The organism is Desmospora activa DSM 45169, from assembly GCF_003046315.1.
Taxonomy (GTDB): domain Bacteria; phylum Bacillota; class Bacilli; order Thermoactinomycetales; family DSM-45169; genus Desmospora; species Desmospora activa.
On sequence record NZ_PZZP01000001.1, the window covers coordinates 1,963,763 to 1,984,619 of the forward strand.

21 protein-coding genes, 1 tRNA gene and 1 pseudogene are annotated in these 20,857 nt (G+C 48.5%); 7 read left to right on the top strand and 16 right to left on the bottom strand.

Features of this window, described 5'->3' with window-relative positions; translation table 11 throughout:
* Nucleotides 1-16: 16 nt before the first annotated feature.
* The 10 genes and pseudogenes from C8J48_RS09575 to C8J48_RS09620 form a co-directional block, all read right to left on the bottom strand.
* Nucleotides 17-1,165, bottom strand: coding sequence for a glycosyltransferase family 4 protein (locus C8J48_RS09575; RefSeq protein WP_107726268.1), 1,149 nt, complete (start codon nucleotides 1,163-1,165; stop codon nucleotides 17-19).
* A 157-nt stretch (nucleotides 1,166-1,322) separates the two neighbouring features.
* A complete protein-coding gene (locus C8J48_RS09580; RefSeq protein WP_107726270.1) occupies nucleotides 1,323-1,694 on the bottom strand; it encodes a hypothetical protein in 372 nt (123 codons plus the stop codon).
* Entirely contained in the window at nucleotides 1,678-2,211 is a 534-nt protein-coding gene (locus C8J48_RS09585; protein WP_170105338.1) for a competence type IV pilus minor pilin ComGF, read from the bottom strand. The genes C8J48_RS09580 and C8J48_RS09585 overlap by 17 nt, the downstream gene beginning before the upstream one ends.
* Complete coding sequence (locus C8J48_RS09590) at nucleotides 2,148-2,531, bottom strand: type II secretion system protein (protein WP_107726274.1); 384 nt, start codon at nucleotides 2,529-2,531, stop codon at nucleotides 2,148-2,150. Before C8J48_RS09590 ends, C8J48_RS09585 begins: the two co-directional genes overlap by 64 nt.
* Nucleotides 2,528-2,968 carry a GspH/FimT family pseudopilin gene (locus C8J48_RS09595; protein ID WP_107726276.1) on the bottom strand — a complete coding sequence of 147 codons (441 nt, stop codon included), beginning with the start codon at nucleotides 2,966-2,968 and terminating at the stop codon, nucleotides 2,528-2,530. Before C8J48_RS09595 ends, C8J48_RS09590 begins: the two co-directional genes overlap by 4 nt.
* Nucleotides 2,969-2,972: 4 nt before the next feature.
* Nucleotides 2,973-3,311: a competence type IV pilus major pilin ComGC gene (locus C8J48_RS09600; RefSeq protein ID WP_170105340.1), complete on the bottom strand. Its 339-nt coding sequence runs from the start codon at nucleotides 3,309-3,311 to the stop codon at nucleotides 2,973-2,975.
* Between the two features lie 157 nt (nucleotides 3,312-3,468).
* Nucleotides 3,469-3,894: pseudogene (locus C8J48_RS09605) on the bottom strand (RNA-guided endonuclease InsQ/TnpB family protein); the annotation flags it as partial.
* Between the two features lie 30 nt (nucleotides 3,895-3,924).
* Entirely contained in the window at nucleotides 3,925-4,326 is a 402-nt protein-coding gene (locus tag C8J48_RS09610) for a transposase (protein ID WP_107726282.1), read from the bottom strand.
* Nucleotides 4,327-4,518: 192 nt separating this feature from the next.
* Nucleotides 4,519-5,571: a type II secretion system F family protein gene (locus C8J48_RS09615; RefSeq protein WP_107726284.1), complete on the bottom strand. Its 1,053-nt coding sequence runs from the start codon at nucleotides 5,569-5,571 to the stop codon at nucleotides 4,519-4,521.
* Nucleotides 5,531-6,649 carry a GspE/PulE family protein gene (locus C8J48_RS09620; protein WP_170105342.1) on the bottom strand — a complete coding sequence of 373 codons (1,119 nt, stop codon included), beginning with the start codon at nucleotides 6,647-6,649 and terminating at the stop codon, nucleotides 5,531-5,533. The genes C8J48_RS09615 and C8J48_RS09620 overlap by 41 nt, the downstream gene beginning before the upstream one ends.
* A gap of 184 nt (nucleotides 6,650-6,833) precedes the next feature.
* On the opposite strand from C8J48_RS09620, the gene C8J48_RS09625 reads away from it, so the two are divergent.
* Both C8J48_RS09625 and C8J48_RS09630 read left to right on the top strand, forming a co-directional pair.
* A tRNA-Gln gene (locus tag C8J48_RS09625) sits at nucleotides 6,834-6,908 on the top strand.
* A gap of 146 nt (nucleotides 6,909-7,054) precedes the next feature.
* The gene (locus C8J48_RS09630; protein WP_107726288.1) at nucleotides 7,055-7,879 is read left to right on the top strand and encodes a metallophosphoesterase; all 825 of its coding nucleotides are present in this window, start codon (nucleotides 7,055-7,057) and stop codon (nucleotides 7,877-7,879) included.
* A gap of 76 nt (nucleotides 7,880-7,955) precedes the next feature.
* On the opposite strand, the gene C8J48_RS09635 is transcribed toward C8J48_RS09630, so the two are convergent.
* From C8J48_RS09635 to C8J48_RS09660, 6 genes are all read right to left on the bottom strand, one after another.
* A complete protein-coding gene (locus C8J48_RS09635) occupies nucleotides 7,956-9,068 on the bottom strand; it encodes an MGDG synthase family glycosyltransferase (protein WP_107726290.1) in 1,113 nt (370 codons plus the stop codon).
* Nucleotides 9,065-9,658, bottom strand: coding sequence for a YkoP family protein (locus C8J48_RS09640; protein WP_107726292.1), 594 nt, complete (start codon nucleotides 9,656-9,658; stop codon nucleotides 9,065-9,067). The genes C8J48_RS09635 and C8J48_RS09640 overlap by 4 nt, the downstream gene beginning before the upstream one ends.
* A gap of 119 nt (nucleotides 9,659-9,777) precedes the next feature.
* On the bottom strand, nucleotides 9,778-10,974 hold the full coding sequence (thiI, locus tag C8J48_RS09645; protein ID WP_107726294.1) for a tRNA uracil 4-sulfurtransferase ThiI: 1,197 nt from the start codon (nucleotides 10,972-10,974) through the stop codon (nucleotides 9,778-9,780).
* Nucleotides 10,971-12,134: a cysteine desulfurase family protein gene (locus tag C8J48_RS09650; RefSeq protein ID WP_107726296.1), complete on the bottom strand. Its 1,164-nt coding sequence runs from the start codon at nucleotides 12,132-12,134 to the stop codon at nucleotides 10,971-10,973. The genes thiI and C8J48_RS09650 overlap by 4 nt, the downstream gene beginning before the upstream one ends.
* A 102-nt stretch (nucleotides 12,135-12,236) precedes the next feature.
* A complete protein-coding gene (locus C8J48_RS09655) occupies nucleotides 12,237-13,259 on the bottom strand; it encodes a LacI family DNA-binding transcriptional regulator (RefSeq protein ID WP_107726297.1) in 1,023 nt (340 codons plus the stop codon).
* Nucleotides 13,260-13,414: 155 nt separating this feature from the next.
* Complete coding sequence (locus C8J48_RS09660) at nucleotides 13,415-13,975, bottom strand: thioredoxin family protein (RefSeq protein WP_107726299.1); 561 nt, start codon at nucleotides 13,973-13,975, stop codon at nucleotides 13,415-13,417.
* Between the two features lie 253 nt (nucleotides 13,976-14,228).
* Between C8J48_RS09660 and C8J48_RS09665 the strand changes: the two genes are divergently transcribed.
* The 5 genes from C8J48_RS09665 (at nucleotide 14,229) to C8J48_RS09685 (ending at nucleotide 20,844) form a co-directional block, all read left to right on the top strand.
* Entirely contained in the window at nucleotides 14,229-15,164 is a 936-nt protein-coding gene (locus C8J48_RS09665; protein WP_245891114.1) for an AraC family transcriptional regulator, read from the top strand.
* A 227-nt stretch (nucleotides 15,165-15,391) separates the two neighbouring features.
* A complete protein-coding gene (locus C8J48_RS09670; RefSeq protein ID WP_107727679.1) occupies nucleotides 15,392-17,065 on the top strand; it encodes a glycoside hydrolase family 43 protein in 1,674 nt (557 codons plus the stop codon).
* Complete coding sequence (locus C8J48_RS09675; protein WP_245891115.1) at nucleotides 17,040-19,139, top strand: beta-galactosidase; 2,100 nt, start codon at nucleotides 17,040-17,042, stop codon at nucleotides 19,137-19,139. The genes C8J48_RS09670 and C8J48_RS09675 overlap by 26 nt, the downstream gene beginning before the upstream one ends.
* Entirely contained in the window at nucleotides 19,072-20,010 is a 939-nt protein-coding gene (locus C8J48_RS09680; RefSeq protein WP_245891116.1) for a carbohydrate ABC transporter permease, read from the top strand. The genes C8J48_RS09675 and C8J48_RS09680 overlap by 68 nt, the downstream gene beginning before the upstream one ends.
* Nucleotides 20,011-20,844 carry a carbohydrate ABC transporter permease gene (locus C8J48_RS09685; RefSeq protein WP_245891117.1) on the top strand — a complete coding sequence of 278 codons (834 nt, stop codon included), beginning with the start codon at nucleotides 20,011-20,013 and terminating at the stop codon, nucleotides 20,842-20,844.
* Nucleotides 20,845-20,857 lie beyond the last annotated feature (13 nt).

Sequence of the window (20,857 nt, forward strand, 5' to 3'; positions counted from 1 at the left end):
GAAAACACTCCTTTGATCAGCCGGCATGGGCTTGTTGAATTAGCTTCTGGGCAACGACCCCTTGATAACGGGCGAGTAAACCATCAAAAATGCGATCCCAGGATTGTTCCAATGCATAACGCCGTGCTTCGATTCCCATCCAGGACAGGCGCGTCGGTTCCGCCAGCATGAATTGAATCCCTTCGATCAATCCCTCTACCGAACGTGGGGAAGTGCACCAACCGGTTCGACCGTGTTCCACCAGTTCTTTCACACCTCCGGTTCGAGCCACGACTGCTGGCGTTCCCGCTGCCAACGACTCCAAGACAACATTGCCGAAGGTTTCCGTGGTAGAGGGGAAAACAAAACAATCGGCTGACGCATACGCCTCCGCCAGCGCCTCTCCACGCAAAGTGCCGGTTAAAGTGACAGAGGGTAATGCTTCCGCTTCCAGCTCTGCTCGCATGGGCCCATCTCCCACCAACACCCAGTGCACGTGGTCTCGTTGGTTTTCGGGTAACCGTTTGATCGCCTCCACCAACACATCTAAATCCTTTTCCGGAGCGATTCGTCCCACATACAGCAAGATGCGGCGCTGCTCGATGTGATAACGCTGACGGAAGGCGTCATTCGCCCGTCCGGGATGGAACAGCTGGGTATCAACCCCCCTGCGCCACAACTCCACACGTGAAAACCCCTCCTCTTCCAACAGATTCTTTGTCTCCTGTGACGGGGCCAACATCATCTCGCAGGACTCATGAAACCAACGCATATAATGCCAGATCCAGTTAGAGAGAAATTGTAAGCCGTAATACTGAAGATAGCGATCAAAGTGGGTGTGGTAAGAGGCAACGAGGGGAATCCCCTCTTTCTTTGCAATGTGAAGTCCCATCAGACCCATATTGAAGGGGGTTGTCACATGGATGAGATCGGGCTGAAACTCCCGCAGCTCGCGGCGGATGACAAAGGGATTCGGGAAGGAGAGGCGATGCTCCGGGTAAAAAAACAGCGGGATACTACGACTCCGCCTCACACCCGGTGCTTCTAGATCTTCCGCGGTACAGCGGGGGACGAAGACGCGAGTTTCCACCTGACGTTGTTCCATATGCGCAACCCAGCGCTGCAACGTCAGCGATACACCATTCACCTGTGGAGGAAACGTATCGGTAAATAATGCGATCTTCAAAATCCCACGCCCCTCATGACAACGATTTGACTTCAGCATAAAAAACCAAAATCAAGAAAAAGTTGAGACCGCGTAAAAATTCCATCACTATTTAATCAAGATTGCACAAAAAACGGGCTGGTATGAAGCCAGCCCGCGATTTTAAAAAATTCCTATCCTACCGCTCCCACCGAACCACTTGGCACGTCTCCATATCCAAACGGACCCGAACCGTCTGCTTGACACCCTGCCCTTCAGCAACGGATGTAATTACTATCTCTCCACTTTCGCGTTGGCTCTGGGTGGTTACCGCCATCCCGTTCTCTTGTGTGGTTATAGCTGAGAAACTTTCCTCTTCGCAAGCCTGTGCTTGCATCAAAGCAATTCCACTCTCCGCCGCATATTGCGCGCGGATGATGCGCCAATCGGTCACATGGCTATGTCTGGCCTGCATCGATTGTGAAAGAACGGCTGTCACCAACAAAAACACCAGAACCGTCACTCCCAACACCAATGGAAGCGCCATCCCCCGTTCATCCCTTATTCGCACCTTCGGTCCTCCCCCGAAAATAATATTGCGCCTCCCGCTCGGTCCAACCGTTTTCTAAGCGAATTTTTAGTAACAGGCCCACATCATCCGGAGAAAACATCAACTGCGAGACGTTATAAGCTAAAATGGTCGTTCCTTGAAACCGGCTCTCTCCAGGTGGACGCACGCTCCGAATAATACGGTGTTGATCCAGTTTATAACGGATGGTGGCCCCATCAGCCGTATCCATTAAAAGCGACCCATCCTCAGTGAGACGATAATCGGTACAAGCACGGATTTCGTCGCGCACATCCATGGCGAACGCCGACAATTCCATCTGTAGCTGCTGCTCCCAAAATGTCTCTTTTACCCCTGTTTCCATGTGAAAAGTTACCGCCATCACTACAGGGATAAGGAACAGCATCAACAGCAACACAACCGATACTTCTACATAGGTAAAACCCTTTTGACTAATTAGGGTACGAACTGAACGGCACGTAGACGGAGTTGTTGTGTTTTGTCGCGTCTGTCCTTCCATTGCACCTCCACATTTGTTTCAGCCAGGTGTGATCCGGCATGTTGTTGTTCCCAGTGAATAGTAAAATCGATCCCATCTGCTTGTTCACGTGTAAACCCCTCTTGCGGCGAAGAGAGAGGTGAAGCCTGCAACACCTCCATTTGTCGTTCCAACAATAACAACGCCTGCATGCGCTGGGTTTGAAGATGTTGCTGTTCCCTCAGCTCCGACCATATCGGAATACTGACCGCCACAATCACGCCCAATACCATAAAGGCAGTGGCTACTTCTACAAGGGTAAATCCCTTTTCCGATCCTACTCTGACATCCTTACTAATCACGGCGCGACCTCCACCCGCGGACGACCAGAAGCAACCTGGATCACGATTTTGCCCACCACTTCCCTCTGGGAGCGAACCAATAACGTTCCCCCGCGCGTTTGCCCAGTTCGTCGAAAGAGAATTTGATCACTGGGATAATTGCTTTCTACCTGCAATCGGGCCGGGATCCGCCCTTGTCGGATGCGCTCGCTTCCACGTAGGATATGGTAGCTTCCGTTTTGTGCATCAAAGGTCAACGACACCTCTTGCTCCATCGCCATCGCTTCCCGTTGGGCCATACGGATATCGGCGGCCAATGTCCCCAAGAACAGCTCCCGCTCTACTCGTTCCGCCCAACCGGCAAAAGCGGGATAGGCTAATCCCGCCAACAGCGTAATCAGCAGCAGTGTTACATTGAGCTCCACCAAATTCCAACCGCCCTCATTTTGCCACCACATCCCTTTAGTCACCATGGACGGAACAGCTCACCCTTTTTTCCGCTGAGGAATTGGGATGGATTGAATATTTCCCTTTGGCCGGGCAGACGGGAGTCGAACGCAGATAATCCCGCTGTTGCAATTGGTCTACATTGGCAGGGTAGTTTCCCGTCTCCAAATAATGATTATCCGCCTGGGTTCCGATCAATTTGCGATTCGCTTCACATGATTTTGCTTGTGCCGACTCTCCTGCCGCCTTTAAATTGGGTAATGCAATCGCAATTATAATACCGATGACAAATAGCACCACCAACATCTCAATCAATGTAAAACCGCGCTCGTTATTCCAGATCCTTTGTCTCACGCGATAACCTGCTACTAAAAACATAGAAAACATCCCTATGTCTAGATTTTTCCTGCTTCAACGTGTCCCGTCTCGCCAAAAGCTCACTACTGCGGTTAGTATGACACTCCACAGGCGTAAATCCCCGTGTAGCCCACGGTACATATATGCATGCTCGTTAGGTGAGCACCACATATTCGCGCGCTTGCGCTAAATTCATCGCTGCGTTGACATCGCGATCGCCTTCATAGCCGCAGTGGTCGCAGCGAAAAATCCGCTCAGACAGCGAGAGTTTGCCCTTTTTTGCACCACAGCACGAACACAATTTGCTCGAAGGGTAAAACAAGGCAACTTCACGCAATTGGATTTTCCACTTTTGACAAGCTTGAATGAGTTTCTGTTTAAAGTCGTAAAACCCTTGAGCGGCAATCGCTTTCGCTAAATGTCGGTTGCGCATCATGCCGCGCACATTCAATTGCTCGATGGTGATGGTGGCTGGCTTGGTTTTCACCAGTTGGCTCACCACCCAAGCGCGGTACGCTTTGCGCTTATTGGCTAAGCGCTGATGTAGCTTTTGCACGCGCAGGATGTTTTTTCTGATGTTGCTTCCACCTTCAGTAGCAGGCTTTTCACCTCACTTCTTTGCTTCATATTTGCGAGACAACGCGCGCTGGGCGCGCTTCAAACGTCGCTCGCACTGTTTCACTGTGGAAGACTTATTAATGTTGCGAAATACTTCACCTTCGCTTGTAAAAGCGAAGCTTTTAATGCCAAGATCGACGCCGATTCCCGAGCCATTTGGTTGAACGTCAATGGATGTTTCTTCAACCTCAACGAGCACCGAAATATAGTACCGATCCGCCTTTTCCGTCAGCGTGCAACTGACGACTTTGGCGTTTGTCGGGATATAGCCGTACTCTTTGAGTCTCGTCCATCCAATGGTCGGGATTTTGATGCGATGACGTTTGACAAGTAAATCGCCTTTGTTGTTTTTTGGAAAATAGGCACCTGTTTCTTGGCGCTGTTTTTTCTTCAAGCGCGGTCGCCGAGAATGACCGTCTTTCCGCTCATTTCTTTGTCAAAAGATGCCCCGATGTACGCAAGATACTGTTCAACTGACTCATTTCTTTTGGTGAATGGTGTTTATTCATACTAACCACTATAGAATGAGATTCCATTTCTTTCCATATTTTTCTATAAAAATGAGTGCTGTTTTTTCACTCCTTTTTTACATCGCTTGTACCAAATGCAACATCGGCAAAAACATCGCAATAACAGTAGCTGCCATCAACAACCCGATCACAAAAATCAAAATTGGTTCCAAGCTTCGCGTCCATCGTCTCAGCCGTTCCCGCATGATCAATTCCGTTCCCCTACCCAAGGTGAGCAGGGATTGATCCAAACGGCCGGACTCCTCACCTAATGCAGCCAACCGCGATAGCGCCGGTAGAAATCGTCCCCCTTCATTTTCAACCGATTGGTGAAATGCCTCCCCCTGTAACAAACCCAACCGAATTCGATCCACACTCCGGGCCAAGGAACCCCATGGACTCAATTCCCCAATGATTTCCACCGCTCGTAACAGCGGCACTCCAGACTGAAGCAGACTTCCTAATTGCACGGTCAGGTAATGGGTAAAGCGCAGGGTATAAAAAGAGCGCAAGAGAGGAAGCCGCCGCCACCGTTCCTCAACAACCGCACGACGATCCGGGGATAGATGGGAGATCACCCTTTGTAAGATCCAGATCGACAAAACCATTCCCGCTACCGTCAATCCCACTGTCGGCAAAAACTGATGGACGGTTAACACCGTTTTCGTATAAAGCGGCAACTCCAACCCCATGGTTTCATACAATTCGGTAAACCGTGGGACGATGGTTGTCACGAGAAAGGAAAAGGAAAATCCTACTAACAGCAGTACAACCAACGGATACGCCATTGCCTGTGACACTTCCCGATAGAAGCGAGCTTGCTGGGTGTAATACTCTTCACACTGTTTTAATCCAAAAATTAAATCTCCGTGTTCTTCCGCAGCACGAATAAAAGAGACAAACAACGGCGGAAATCCAGCGTCAGCCAAGGCATGTGACAAACTCTCCCCGCGATCCAAGGCAGATTGAATCGCATCCGCTTCTTCCGGTTTCAATATCTCCTGCTCCTGCAATAACCGTAAACTGGGAACGAGCGAAAAACCGGCATCCAACAGTTGGCCCAGATGTTGACTTACTTGAGCCAGACGATCAACCGGGATGCGTTTTTCCCTTTTCCACAATCGTTTCATTGCTTACCTCCACCACCCGATGATATTCCGCAATCGTGGTCTGGCCGGTTAATACTTTTTCCAAGATCACTTCTTGAAGCGGACGCATTCCCGCTTTTTTAAATGCATTCCGCAACTGGGCAAGGGAAGCGCGTTCCACCACGAGGGGTTGCATTTCTTCTTTTAGCGCCAACACTTCAAATGCCCCCGTTCGTCGGCGATACCCGGTCTGATGACATTTTTCACACCCCACTCCGCGACAGTAACGACAAATCAAACGTACCAACCGTTGCGCCACCACACCTGTCAAGGCTGAGGCGATTTTATACGGTTCAATATCCATATCCAATAACCGCGTAATCGAACTGGCCGCATCCAGCGTATGCAAAGTAGTCAACACTAAGTGCCCAGTCAAAGCGGCCCTGATCGCGATTTCCGCAGTTTCTCGATCCCGCACCTCGCCCAACATGATGATGTCGGGATCCTGCCGCAAAACCGCACGTAATCCCAACGCAAATGTGAGACCCGCTTTGCGGTTCATCTGAATCTGATTAATCCCCGGAAGTTGGAATTCCACCGGATCTTCCAATGTGACGACGTTTCGCTCCGAGCGGTTCAATTCCTGAAGCATTGAATACAATGTAGTAGTTTTTCCCGTCCCGGTCGGTCCGGTCACAACGATCAGTCCACCCGGCTTAGTCAACATGGATCGAAGCCGTTCCGCCTCGTCTTTGCCCACTCCCAGCTCAGACAGAGAAAGAAGCTCTGGCCGGTTGCGCAACAATCGCAACACCAGCTTCTCTCCGTGTAACGTAGGCATACTGGATACACGGATATCCACCCGTTCTCTACGGTCCTGCATCATCATGGCACCGTCTTGCGGCAGCCGTTTTTCTCCGATATCCATATGGGCCATCACCTTGATCCGGGAAACCAGTGCCCCCAAAGTCTCTTTGGGAAATTGACGCAAAGGGACTAAAAAACCATCCACCCGCTGACGAATGTTGACGTGATCATGCTGTGGTTCAATATGTAAGTCACTCGCACCGGAGCGAATGGTCTCTTCCAATAATTCTGTCACCGTTTGAGCCGCATCCACCTTTTCACCTCCTTTTGTTTGGAAAGATTGTCTTACGATTCCTTCTCTTCGACATTTTTCGCCATATCCCTTCCTAAATTGTATTTTTTTATATAAATTTGTCGAAGTTGCATAATATATCGCTGTTGGATACATAGTAAAAGTGCCATGGAAAGAACTAAAAAAGCCCTTCCCCCTGTATTGATGGGGAGTAGCCAAGAGGTAAGGCAACGGACTTTGACTCCGTGATACGCAGGTTCGATCCCTGCCTCCCCAGCCAAACGCCCCCCCATCCTGAGTTGGATGGGGGCTTTACGTTCTCTTCAAAAAATATCCATCAAATTTTCCTTTTTTATCCCTCGACTGATTCCATATAATCCTTTACCATATAGAAGAATTGCCTTTAAATAGGGGGTGGAAAAGTTCATGTTACTCATATCAACCATTGCACTGGTACTGTTCGTTATCTGGTGGGGAATCGGCCATTATAACACCTATAAACCTACTGTTAAACACATTGATATTGAGATTACTCACCCCATCGAAAATAATGGTCTACGCATTTTGCACTTATCAGATCTTCATATGGAACGGTGCTCGATCTCCCCTGAAATCCTGCTGGAACAGGTGAAAAGCGAACGGATCGACTTAATCGCCTTAACCGGTGATTATCTGGATACCAAACAGATGACAGCACGCTTTCTCCAATATATGGACGTCCTCAATAGCCTAAAGCCTCGTTACGGCATGTATGCCGTTTTTGGCAATCACGATTACTGTATCGCTGACCATTTGCCTTACATTCAAACGGAAATGGAACGTCGTGGCTGTATCGTTCTTAAAAACGAGCATCATACCATCGAGATTGACGGTCAAAAACTAAATATCATCGGAATCGACGATGCCTATACTGGCCGTAGTGATGCGGATCGTGCCTATGAGGGCGTTTCAGATGGAATCAATCTGGTGTTAACCCATGATCCCCACATTGTGTTGGAGATGGATCACCATTTTGATTATCTCTTATCTGGGCATTTTCACGGTGGGCAAATCTGTTGGCCAAAACCCTACCATCTGCGCAAAATGGGTAAGCTTCCCGGTCTCAATATCATCAGTGGCCTGCACTATCACCAACAGCGCGCTTTTTATATCAGTGACGGCTTGGGACAGACCGGATTTAATTTGCGCTACGGTTCCCGTCCAGAGATCACCTTTCACAGCCTCGGTTCCGGACCATCCATGAAATCGTAAAATGCATCTCGAAACAAGCGTTGGCGACCTCTTGGTGCCAACGCTTGTTTTTTTATTTTTAGTGGGGATAAATGAGTTAACCCAATATCACCTCGGCGGCATCTAAAGCTGAGTGCGGCTTACCCAAACGGCTGGCCCGTATTCGCATCTCTTCCCAGCGTTGCGGCGCTTGCATCAGGGGATAGATATGACGAGGAATAGACGCCGGCCGATCCTGTCTCAATGCGACGCGATGATTGGTTAAAAAGCGGCTGTTTCGCTCTTCCTGTCCTGGAATCGGACGGCATATCATAATGGGAAGCCCAACGGCTAACGCTTCCGAACTGGTTAATCCCCCTGCTTTACTAACAATCAAATCGGATGCGTTCATCCATTCCCGTATCTTATGTGTATAGCCCACCAAGTGAACACCGGGCTCCCCCCGATAACGGGAAGATAATCGCTCCAACAACCGTTTGTTCCGTCCTGTTACCACAATCAGCTCCCCAGTGGGCATCTCCCTTTGAAACGATGCCATCGCTTGCTCCAAGGGCCCCAAACCGACACCTCCACCCATCAATAACACAGTAAAGGCGGCAGGATCGATCCCCATCTTCTGCTTTAATGACGTTTTTTCTTCTGTTTCATCGGCAAAGCGAGGGTCGATCGGAATGCCGGTCGCCCATAAGCGCTCACGGGGCACATGAAACACCGTATGGATATTCTCGGCTAAGCTCTCATGAGCGACTAAGTAAAAATCAACGGCTGGGTGCATCCAAAAAGCATTGGCGGCAAAGTCGGTAATCGCCGCTCCCAAGCGAAAATGAAGTCTGTTTTTCTCCTTTAGCCGCCCCATTGCCCCTAGGCAAAAGGCATGGGTACATACCACAACATCCGGTTGATATTGTGTGAGCAGGCGGGACAGTTTAGCTGATAGCACCTCTCCCAATGGGGTTTGAAACCATTGGCTCCAGGTTCTTTCCCGTTGATAAGCCACCCCCCACAAATTAGGCACAAAGCGGAGGGTATTTAAGTAAAAATGGCGAATGCAGATCTCCAGCGATGGGCTAAAATGGGATAAACCGCATTCAATTTTTACCTGAACATGGGGATCGACCCGCTTGAGACCGGCACGAATCGCTTTGGCCGCCTGATAATGTCCGCTGCCTCCAATGGTTTCGGTTAAAAGCAATACCCGTGTCCCACTCATGGCTCCGTCCTCATTTTATAGGTTCGATTCAATTGATGGCGGGAGATAAACACCCGTTTCGGAACTAAACCGCGTCGGCTGTAAAGCTGTTTCCATTGTGTCGGCTGACAAAAGAGTAAGATCAATTTTAAAAGCATCGTTTTGGATTTACTTTTCCAGGGATGATTAAAATCAGCAATATCAAACCCAAGATGATCGGCTCCCCGGAAGAGAAAAGTGGTTCCTGCCAACACTTGAATCTCTTCACTATGGGGATGTTGGTTAATAAACATCGCCAAAGCAGGCAATGACTGCCGAATTCGCCTCATCACCATCAACTCCATGCGGAGGGCTGTAACTGATTGCCCTCCGTTTTTACGGGCCGAACGTAACAACTGGGCTAAGCGCCAATTGTGAAGATGGAGTTTGGCATACCGATCACCAGGATGTAATTTGACCCCATCACGGGTTGTCAATGATTCTCCGCGATATCGTTTAATCACCACCCGAAATAAGTTTTGATTTTCCTGATCCACGTACTGTAACCGACTGATATGAAAATAAATCCAGTCCACCACACGCCATAAATGAATAATTCCGCCGGTCACCACTCCAACTTCTCCCCCTTTCAACTGGAACAGAGTTAGTATGGGCCAAAGCAAAAGCCCCCATTCCAACTCGAAGGAGTTGATGCGGATAAGGAAAAACCACCCGGCAGTCGGGTGGTTCCTTAAAAATAATGAAATTCGTCTTCTCCCTGTCCAGGTTTAAGATGGATCAATTCCGTTCCTGCTACCGCTTCCCGCACCAACTGCTCCACATCCAGGCGCGCTTCCAATTCCCGGGATAAGGCGACACTGGGCCGGGTGACCGGTGATTTGGGCTGAAAAACGGTACAACAATCTTCATAAGGAAGGATGGAGGTTTCATAGGTACCGATCCGTTTCGAGATATCCATGATCTCCTGTTTGTCCATGCCGATCAGCGGACGCAAAATAGGAAGGCGAGCCGCATCATTGATGGCATTCATACTCTCCAGTGTTTGACTGGCCACCTGGCCCAAACTCTCCCCCGTCACCAGTGCCAATGCGCCTTGATTGCGGGCAATGGCTTCCGATATCCGTACCATATAACGGCGCATAATGGTAATCAAGTACGATTGCTGGCATTTTTCCCGGATCTGTGTCTGAATCTCCGTAAAGGGGACAACATGCAAACGAATATCCCCGCCGTATCGAGTCAAAATCTGAGCAAGATCCACCACTTTTTGTTTGGCTCGCTCACTGGTAAAGGGATAACTGTGAAAATGGACCGCTTCCACTGTCGCCCCCCGTTTCATCGCCAGATAGGCGGCAACCGGGCTATCGATGCCACCGGACAACATCAGCATCACCCGTCCACTGCTGCCCACAGGCAATCCACCCAAACCGGGAACATCACGACCATACAGATAGGTCGCCTCTTTTCGTACCTCTACATGCAGCAATAATTCCGGATTGTGCACATCGACCCGAAGACCTTCAATCTCCCGCAAAATCGCACTTCCTACCTGCCGATTGATGGTATTGGAATCATGGGAAAAACCTTTGTGCGCCCGTTTGGCCTTCACTTTAAACGTCCGCGGAAGTGGCTCATGTTCCTTTACCAACTCAATGGCTGCTTGCTTGATCGTATCCAAGTCCGTCTCCACTTTTTTGGCGGGACAGATGCCAACTACACCGAATACCTCACGCAAGGAATCGATCACTGCTTCCATCGGCTCTCCCTGTAACTCTACAAAAATGCGACCATATGTCTTTTTTAATCTAGCATTAGGAAATGAAGCCAGTTTGAAGCGGATATTTTGCATTAATCGATTTTCAAAATCGGAGCGATTGCGCCCCTTTAAGGCTAACTCACCGTATCGTACCAAAATCCATTCACTCATATACCATGCACCTTCATCAGTTGTTGTAATCGCGGAATTACCCGTTTTAGAGCCTCCGCGACTCGGTCGATATCATTTGCTTCCGTATCCATCCCCATGCTGATTCGAATCGCCCCGATCGCCTCTTCATCACTTAGCCCCATTGCCTTCAGAATGCGACTAGGCTTCTCCCCTTTAGAAGAGCAGGCTGATTTACTGGAGACAATAACTCCCTCTTCCTCTAAGGCATGGACGATCACTTCCGACTTCAACCCCGGAAAGGAAAGAGAAAGAATATGAGGAGCACTGCCCGTACGACTCACATCTCCGTTTACCCGCATCCCTGTCAATGTTTCACTCACCTGTTCCAACATCGATTCTTTCCAGTCCGCCCACCGATTTGTCGCCTCCAGGCGCTGTTGCTCCGCTAACACCGCCGCTTTGGATAAGCCGACGATTCCTGGTACATTTAGCGTTCCTGAACGAAAACCCTCTTCCTGGCCTCCTCCGACTAGTAGCGGGGTTAGTCGCACCCCTTCGCGAATATAGAGGGCACCTGCCCCTTTCGGTCCATGAAATTTATGGGCGGAGAAGGTCATCAGATCAACGCCCCATTGTTGCGGTTGCAACGGGACTTTGCCAAAAGCCTGAACCGCATCCACATGAAAAAGAACCTTGGGGTAGCGGCGCAGTCGCTCCCCGATCGCTTGTACCGGCTGGATGGTACCCGTTTCATTATTGACATGCATCACCGATACAAGCACGGTATCCTCTGTAACTGCCTCTTCCACCGCTTGCGGATCTACTCTTCCCAGACTGTCCACAGGCAAAACCGTAACCTTCCAGCCTTCCTGCTTTAACTGTCCCATCACTTCATACACAGAAGCATGTTCGACCGCAGTCGTCACAATGTGGCGACCACGTTGGCGAAACTGATAAGCCGCCCCTTTGACGGCGAGGTTGTTTGATTCCGTCCCGCCTGAAGTAAACACGAGGGATGAAGGGGAGACGCGTAATGTATCGGCCAGCGCCCGCCGTGCCTGGGTGACTAGCCGTTCCGCCTTCCCCCCCAAACCATGGAGAGAGGCGGGATTTCCATATATGTTTTGCATGACATCCGTCATGACGCGTACCACTTCAGGATTGATTCGCGTTGTAGCACTATTGTCCAGATAGATCATGATTCTTCATCCTTTTCCTACACACAAATTCAAGCTCAACTCTGCCTCTGAACATCATATCACAGGCAAGGGACACATCAAACCGTAGACTCAGGTCAATGCTTATTCCTTAAGGCGGGCGGTGGAGGCGCGCACCTCCAAGTGGGAGGGTAGAACCACTTCTTTTTTATGCTGCCAATGTTCTGGATCCGCCAATCCATCCAAAAGCAACTGCATCGCTTCCACTCCCAGCTCATAAGAAAGGATGCGAACACTGGTTAAAGGCGGATGAGCATAAGCCATCATCGGAGTGTCATTAAAGCCGACGATCCCTAAATCGGCAGGAATGGATAAACCAGCATGATGGGCAAAGCGAAGCGCACCCAAGGCAAACAGATCATCAGAGGCCAATATGGCATCAAATGTAATCCCATGGGCGCGCATGTGACATAAGGCTTGAAATCCGCTCTCCTCCGAAAAGCCGACAGATGCGATCCGTTCCGTTTCCACCGCAAGTTGCCGCTGTTTCAAGGCTTGTTTATACCCCTGCAACCGATCCAGCGTTACCACCATATCGTTTGGACCACCAATGAAGGCGATGTCCCGATACCCCTGATCCAGTAGATGTAAGGTGGCTTGGGCAGCAGCGTGAACATTGTCGTTATTGACTGCTGGCACCGGATGCTCCATACTGCGCCCAATCACAACAAAAGGAGCTTCTTCTTGCACTAATGTAGAAATCAGCTCATCGCGAATCCTGGAGGTGGAAATGATCAACCCGTCCACCCGTCGCTCCCGAATCAATTGCAGACATTTTTCCTTCTCTTCGTTTTCATCTATACTGATGGAAAGTAAAATATTATAACCCTGCAGCTGAGCCACCGCAGACATTCCCCGTAACACCTCGGAAAAGAAGGGATTGGAAAAAGCGTGATCAGCCCTTCGGGATAAAGCAAAGCCGACGGTACGTGTATTGGCTTGGGCCAAGCTGCGGGCAATGGCGTTAGGGACATAGTTCACCTGTGCCATCGCTTGCCGCACCTTCTCCTTCGTCGGTTCACTGATGCGGGGACTCCCGGCGATCACCCGGGAAACCGTTGACGGAGATACACCTGCAATCGTGGCAACATCTTTGATCGTAGCCATGGTAAGAGCTCCTTTTATTTAGGTAGTGCAACCGTTTTCACTATATTATAATATCTCCTTCTACGGGAAAACCCCAAGCATCAGCAAAAAACCCGGCTTCACAACAACGGTTGGGAGCCGGGTTTCAACATCAAGGGTATGGGGTTGGGGTTCAGTTATTCCGGTTTCCATTTGATATTGCAGCCGATACTCGGTTTTTGTTCCGGCGGGACTGGTTTTCCCTGCAACAAAAGATCCAAAGCTGCCCGGAGCGATTCACCGGTCACTGGAATGCCGTTTTGGGGACGGGAATCATCCAATTGGCCGCGATAGGCTAGCTTCAACTCGCCGTCAAAAACAAAAAAGTCAGGGGTACATGCTGCTTGATACGCCTTTGCTACTTCTTGGGATTCATCAAAAAGATAAGGGAATGGATAGCCCGCTTCTGCTGCCACTTCCTTCATGTTCTCTGGGGAATCGTCGGGATACGTCTCTGCGTCATTGGCGTTGATGGCGATAAAAGTGACGCCCTTCGCTTGGTAGTCCTGTGCCACTTGTACCAGTTGCGCCTGCACATGCTTGACAAAGGGACAGTGGTTGCAGATAAACATAATAACGGTCGCTTTGTCGGACTTTAACTCATCCAGGGAATCGATTTTTCCTGATACCGCATCCGGTAGGGAAAACAGTGGAGCTGGGCTGCCGAGGGGAATCATGTTGGATTCAGTTCGTGCCATCGTGACCACCCTTTCTCGATTTTCTCTTTTATCATCGTATCATACCCTACCCTCTTTTGAATCCCTTAACCCTGCAAAAACGTTATACACAATCCATTCTCCTCTACTCGCCTTCCCGTCCCATTTACCGCCTAATAAGCCGCATTTATGAAGCAGGCTGACGAACATGGTAAACGAGAACAGTAGCAGAGAAGCCCTTTCAAAAGTAGTACTTAAGCAGCGTTATAATAAAGAAAAAATGGAGGGGAGCAACGTGAACCTCATCTTTACAGACGATGGGCAGGCAAGCGAAGACATCACCAAGCAGTATGTCATTAGTGAATCCATTTACCCCGATACAAAAACAGAGCTTGAACTTTTCGGTGTGCATATACGACAAGTAAAGGGATCGTGGGTTTACCCGGAACACCATCATACGATTTATGAGATCAACTGGGTCCTCAACGGACACCAAATTTTCACCATCGAGGGCAGACAGCATCAACAGTTTACCGGCGATTTGATCCTTGTCAGACCAGGGGAACTCCATACCAGCCGAGGCGGAAATACGGAACCTTTCACATACCTATGCATCCATTTTAATATCGACGATAAATTGTTCTTGCCCTATTTAACCCATGTCGATCCATTGTTTTTTAAAGCAGACAGCAGCCTAGCCCGGAGAATGGCGCCTTTTCTTGAACGGATCGCCACCTTGCTCAAACATCCCAAATTTGGCTTGGTTGAGAAAATGAATATGCAAGCGTTGATGTTTGAAATGCTCGGCATGCTTGTGATCGGACTGGACGAGCAGGAAGGGAGGCCGCTTTCTGAGCGGACAGTGGAACTTGCCTATCAAATTGCCGAGCAGATTGAGCGCAATTTAGAGAGAAGCGGGCAGCTGCAAAACAGCAAGATAGAAAAAATCGCCACCGAACTAAACATTAGCGTTTCCTATTGCAACCAATTGTTTAAAAAAGTTTACCATATGTCCCCGCGAAGATATTGGTCGTTTAAAAAGCTAAATAAAGCGAAAGCACTGCTGTTACAAAAAAACATGACGATCGAAGCAGTTGCAGATGAACTCGGCTATTATGACCTTTCTCATTTTAGCCGCCAATTTAAGCGTTGGACCGGGCTTACCCCGAGTCAGTTCCGCAACAACCACACAACGCGAATAGACGGAAGAACAAAGGCTGCCAAAAGGTGAGAACACACCATCTTGGGCAGCCTTTTAATCGATGGTTGCCTAGGCCTCCCTTGTTACCATGCTCGCAATCGTTTACCTTCAAGTGCAGTTCTGGGCAAAAAGAACGCAGGAATGTACATACTTTTCGGTTGTGCAGACTGGTAGAATAAACGGCATAAAAAGCAGTGAAAATGATTGGCTTAGCCATTAAATGTAAGCGCTATCAACGAAAGGGGAGACATTTCATGATGATTCACAACCCGGTATTGAAAGGCTTTAATCCCGATCCCAGCATCTGTCGCGTCGGTGATGATTTTTATATGGCGGTATCAACATTTGAATGGTTTCCAGGCGTGCAAATCCACCATTCGCGCGATTTAAAGAACTGGCACTTAATCAGCAGACCCCTTAACCGCATCAGTCAGTTAAACATGATCGGCAACCCGGATTCAGGCGGGGTATGGGCACCTTGTTTAAGCTATTACGATGGTCAGTTTTGGTTGATTTATTCCGATATCAAAGTGGTCGAAGGTGCATGGAAGGACGGGCACAATTATCTTGTGACATGCGAAACCGTCGATGGCGATTGGAGCGAACCGATTTATTTAAACAGCTCCGGCTTTGATCCTTCCCTATTCCATGATGAAGATGGACGCAAGTATTTGCTCAATATGGTGTGGGATCAGCGTGTGTACAACCATCAATTTTACGGAATTGCAATACAAGAATACGATGGCCAGCAAAAACGTTTGATCGGCAAACCGCAAATCATCTTTAAAGGGACGGACTTAGGTTTAACGGAAGCACCCCATCTCTACCGCAAAAACGGCTATTACTATTTGCTTACAGCAGAAGGTGGGACCAAGTATGAGCATGCTGCGACGATCGCTCGCTCCACGCACATATACGGGCCCTATGAAGTCCATCCCCACAACCCGGTTTTATCAAGCTGGTCAGATCCGAGGCACCCGTTGCAAAAGGCCGGGCATGCTTCCCTTGTGGAAACACAGCAAGGAGAATGGTATATGGCTCATTTAATGGGTCGGCCCGTGAAACGGCGAGGGAAAAAAATCTTACAAGAACGAGGATTTTGTCCACTAGGCCGGGAAACCTCCATTCAAAAAGTGGAATGGAAAGACGATTGGCCGTATGTAGTCGATGGACCGTTGCCTTCGCTTGAAGTGGAAGCGCCTCATTTGCCGGAAGTGGAGTGGGAGCAGGACTACCCCAGCTGCGATCAGTTTCAAGAACCTGTGTTAAACCATCATTTCCAGACATTGCGCATTCCTTTTGATAAGGAGATTGGCGTGCTTGACCACGAGGCGGGCATTCTGCGCTTGTTCGGGCGGGAGTCGCTCCATTCCAAGCATACCCAGGCCCTTGTCGCCCGGCGTTGGCAAAGCCTTACCTTTGATACGGCAACGGTAGTCTCTTTCTATCCAGAGACGTTTCAGCAGGCAGCGGGCATCATTTGTTATTATGACACGGAAAATTGGGTCTCTGCACAAATCACATGGCATGAGGAGAAAGGACGGATTTTGGATCTGGTCCAATGCGATCACTTTCAAGTGTACCAGCCGTTACAGGGACATGAAGTGACCATCCCGGAAGATACGGCTTCTGTTCATCTAAAAGTGTGTGTCCGTTACGATACATTTTCGTTTTTCTATTCCTTTGATGGTCTCCATTATGAAGATTTTGGCGTTTCATTTGATTCCTATAAGCTTTCGGATGATTATATCGCTCACGGTGGCTTCTTTACCGGCGCCTTTGTCGGCATGCATTGCCAAGATACATCCGGAATGCGCAAACATGCTGATTTCCATTCGTTTTCTTACAAAGAACTGGAAGGGAAACAGATAAAGGAACTTCCCTTCAAACATGGGGGCGGAAAAGATGAGGAAAGTGTTGTTCGGGGGTGACTATAACCCGGAACAGTGGCCAAAAGACGTTTGGGAAACAGACACGGCTCTGTTTGATGAGGCGCATATCGATACCGTCTCCGTTGGGATTTTTATGTGGGGCTTAATCCAAAAAAGCGAGAAAGAGTATGATTTTACGCTGATGGATGAAATTATGGAGCATTTATATCGTACCAAACGCAACGTTTGTTTAGGAACGGCAACGGCTGCTCATCCCGCATGGATGGCTAAAAAATACCCCGATATCCTCAGGGTCGATTTCGAGGGTAGGAAACGACGTTTTGGGCAACGGCATAATTCTTGTCCCAATAGCCCGACGTATCAAAAGTTTGCGCCGCTGATGGCGAGAAAGATGGCTGAACGGTATGGTCACCTCGATAACATTGTCGCTTGGCATGTAAACAATGAGTACGGTGGCATTTGCTATTCGGATGAGTCGGCAGAAGCGTTTCGCATATGGCTCAGGAACAAGTATGGATCACTGGAAGCACTAAATGATGCCTGGTACACCTCCTTTTGGTCGCATACGTTTTACGATTGGGACGAAATCGTTCCACCCAATGCCTTGAGCGAGCATCTCGGGCGGGAAAAGGTAACCGCCTTTCAAGGAATCACCCTCGATTATATGCGCTTTAATTCCGATAGCTTGCTTGCCAATTTCATTACTGAAAAGAACGAATTGAAAGCGATTACCCCTTCGATCCCCGTGACAACCAATATGATGGGCCTATTTAAGCCGCTTAATTATTTTGATTGGGCCCCTCATCTGGACTTCATCTCTTGGGATAATTACCCACCTGATATGCAGTCAGAGGCCCGCATGGCCTTAACCCATGATTTAATGAGAGGATTAAAAAAAGGGCAGTCGTTCTGGTTGATGGAGCAGACGCCGAATGTGACTGCTTGCCGCGATGTGAACCCGATTAAGCGCCCAGGTGTAAATCGACTTTGGAGTTATCAAGCCCTGGCCCATGGGTCGGATACGGTACTCTATTTCCAAATGCGGCAGTCAAAGGGGGCTTGTGAAAAATACCACGGTGCCATCATTAATCATGGCAGCAGAAATGATACGCGGGTGTTTAAAGAATGTAAACAGATTGGCGCAGAATTGAACGAACTCGGGGATGCCTTCACAGGCGGGCAAACAGAGGCAAAATGTGCCTTGTTGTTTGATTGGGATAGCTGGTGGGCGATCGAGATGTCCGATGGCCCCTCCCGCTATATCAATTACCAGCAGACCATCATCGCTTATTATCAAGCGCTGTATCAGCAAAAGATAGCCGTCGATATCGTCAGCGCAGACGATTCTTTTGAAGGATATGATATCGTCGTCGCTCCCCTTTATCACATGGTCAAGTCAAACGCTCATCAAGCCCTTGCGTCATTTGTCGCACGCGGAGGCACCCTTGTAACCACCTATTTGAGCGGACTGGTGGATGAAAATAATCAAGCAGTGTTAATGGATTATCCCGGCCATTTGAAAAAGATGCTGGGCATATGGGTAGAGGAAACGGATTCGTTGGAGGAAAAACACTACAACTCCATGGTTGTCAATCAGGGGTACCCATTTTTCACGCAAGCGTCTTACCCATGTAATCTTTTATTTGATGTGATCCACCCGGAGACGGCTGAGGTAGTTGCTGCATACGGAAGTGATTACTATCAGGGAACCCCCGTTGTCACACGCAATGCTTATGGAAAAGGAGAAGCCTGGTATATCGGCAGTCAAGCAGACGACAAATTCCTAAACGATCTGTTTGCTTCGATATGCAAGCACCATCAACTTCACCCTCTTATCGCTGTTTCCGAAAATGTCGAGCTAGCGAGTCGAAAAAAAGGCGACTGGACCTATACTTTTGTCCTCAACCACGGAAATCATCGAGAACAAATGGTGATGCCGCTGGATGCCGAGGAGCTTTTGAGTAAGTGTGAGTATCAAGCAGGCGATATGGTTGCGTTAAGGGCAAAGGATGTCATGATTTTAAGGTGGGAAAGGAGGAGGCCAAGTGGAAGTCGCACGCCAAGCAGAACGAACCGTATTGGGCAGAACACCGAAAAAAAACAAACGCATTGACAAGAACCGCTATGGCTATTATTTTCTTGTACCCTTTGCGGTTATTTTTATCGTTTTTAATCTCTATCCGATTTTGTATACGTTTTATTTAAGCATGACGAGCTATGATGGCTTAAATAAACCTGAGTTTGTCGGCCTTGCAAATTATGTAACGCTCGCGCGCGATCCGTTGTTTTACCAGGCTTTTTATAACACGGTCAAAATATGGATCGTCGGTTTTATTCCGCAGATTACGATGGCCCTTATCATCGCGTATACGTTTACGATTGCGAAAGTAAAGGGAGCAGCATTGTTTAAAGCGGTGTATTATGTGCCCAATTTAGTAACCGCAGCAACGATTGGTGTGCTTTTTAGCGCCATTCTCGGGTTTCCAAACGGCCTTTTAAACCAGCTGCTTCTACAATGGAATCTCATTGACGGGCCGATGAACTTTTTAACCATGCCCCATTTTACCCAGAACACGATTGCTGCGATTAACTGGTGGATGTGGTTTGGAAATAACATGTTAATTTGCTTGGCTGGAATGAGCGCCATTTCAAACGATTATTATGAAGCCGCTAAAATCGACGGTGCAAACTTAGCGAAAATTTTTACATCCATCACGCTTCCGTTAATGAAGCCCATTCTTTTGTACCTCATGCTTACTTCGTTCATCGGCGGTTTGCAATTGTTTGATTTGGCTCAGGTCATGACCGATGGCATGGGAGCACCCAATAATGCGTTAAACACACTGGTTCTTTATCTCTATAACCAAGGTTTTGTGTTTAATAACTTCGGCTATTCCTCTGCGATTGCTTACGGGATGTTTATGATCATCCTTGTCTTTTCCTGTATTCTCTTTTTGCTCAGCTACCGAAAGAAGGTGCGGTAATTGAAGCGAGTCATGAAACGCCCACTTAAATATCTACTGTATTTGTCCCTTATCCTACTAGCGGTCATCTGTTTTATGCCGTTTTACTTAATGATCGTGAATGCAACACGGAGCAACGGCGAAATCCTGAGTCAGTTTCGATTTATACCAGGGACATATCTGCTCCAAAACTTTCGTGATATGAGCGAAATCTACAATGTTTTCGGCGCTTTTTGGAACAGTGTTTTTGTAACCGTTTCCGCGACGGTGCTTACTTGTTATGTTTCTGCTTTGACCGCTTTCGCTTTTGCCGTGTATCGGTTTAGAGGAAGAAATCTTTTGTTTGCGCTTGTACTGATCACGATGATGATCCCATCACAGCTCGGCATTCTTGGACTGTACGAATTAAGTGCGGCTCTTCGTATTTTAAATACCTATACCCCACTGATTATCCCGGCTGCTGCCGCTGCTCCTGCTGTTTTCTTTATCAAACAATACGGTGAAATTGCGCTACCGCCAAGCTTAATTGAAGCGGCACGCGTAGAGGGGGCGAAAGAATTGAAGATTTTCCATGCGATTGGCCTGCCGATTCTCGCTCCGGCGATCGCCACTATGGCGATTTTTCAATTTGTCGCCAACTGGAACAACTACCTGTATCCGCTCATCCTGTTGTTTGATCCGGAGAAATATACGCTCCCGGTTCTGATCGCATCGATGAGCTCATCGGTGTATGATCCCAATTTAGGCGTCCTTTATTTAGCCATCGCCGTATCCACGATGCCGATTATGATCGTCTTCTTTTTCTGCTCCAAATTCGTCATCGCCGGACTTACAGCCGGTGCTGTCAAAGAATAGGGGGAGAACGGTG

Excerpts from the sequence above, each read along its gene's own strand:
- C8J48_RS09585 (WP_170105338.1), bottom strand. The coding sequence starts at position 2,211 with ATGGAAGGACAGACGCGACAAAACACAACAACTCCGTCTACGTGCCGT.
- C8J48_RS09595 (WP_107726276.1), bottom strand. The coding sequence starts at position 2,968 with ATGTGGTGGCAAAATGAGGGCGGTTGGAATTTGGTGGAGCTCAATGTA.
- C8J48_RS09615 (WP_107726284.1), bottom strand. The coding sequence starts at position 5,571 with ATGAAACGATTGTGGAAAAGGGAAAAACGCATCCCGGTTGATCGTCTG.
- C8J48_RS09630 (WP_107726288.1), top strand. The coding sequence starts at position 7,055 with ATGTTACTCATATCAACCATTGCACTGGTACTGTTCGTTATCTGGTGG.
- C8J48_RS09635 (WP_107726290.1), bottom strand. The coding sequence starts at position 9,068 with ATGAGTGGGACACGGGTATTGCTTTTAACCGAAACCATTGGAGGCAGC.
- thiI (WP_107726294.1), bottom strand. The coding sequence starts at position 10,974 with ATGAGTGAATGGATTTTGGTACGATACGGTGAGTTAGCCTTAAAGGGG.
- C8J48_RS09650 (WP_107726296.1), bottom strand. The coding sequence starts at position 12,134 with ATGATCTATCTGGACAATAGTGCTACAACGCGAATCAATCCTGAAGTG.
- C8J48_RS09655 (WP_107726297.1), bottom strand. The coding sequence starts at position 13,259 with ATGGCTACGATCAAAGATGTTGCCACGATTGCAGGTGTATCTCCGTCA.
- C8J48_RS09660 (WP_107726299.1), bottom strand. The coding sequence starts at position 13,975 with ATGGCACGAACTGAATCCAACATGATTCCCCTCGGCAGCCCAGCTCCA.
- C8J48_RS09670 (WP_107727679.1), top strand. The coding sequence starts at position 15,392 with ATGATTCACAACCCGGTATTGAAAGGCTTTAATCCCGATCCCAGCATC.
- C8J48_RS09675 (WP_245891115.1), top strand. The coding sequence starts at position 17,040 with ATGAGGAAAGTGTTGTTCGGGGGTGACTATAACCCGGAACAGTGGCCA.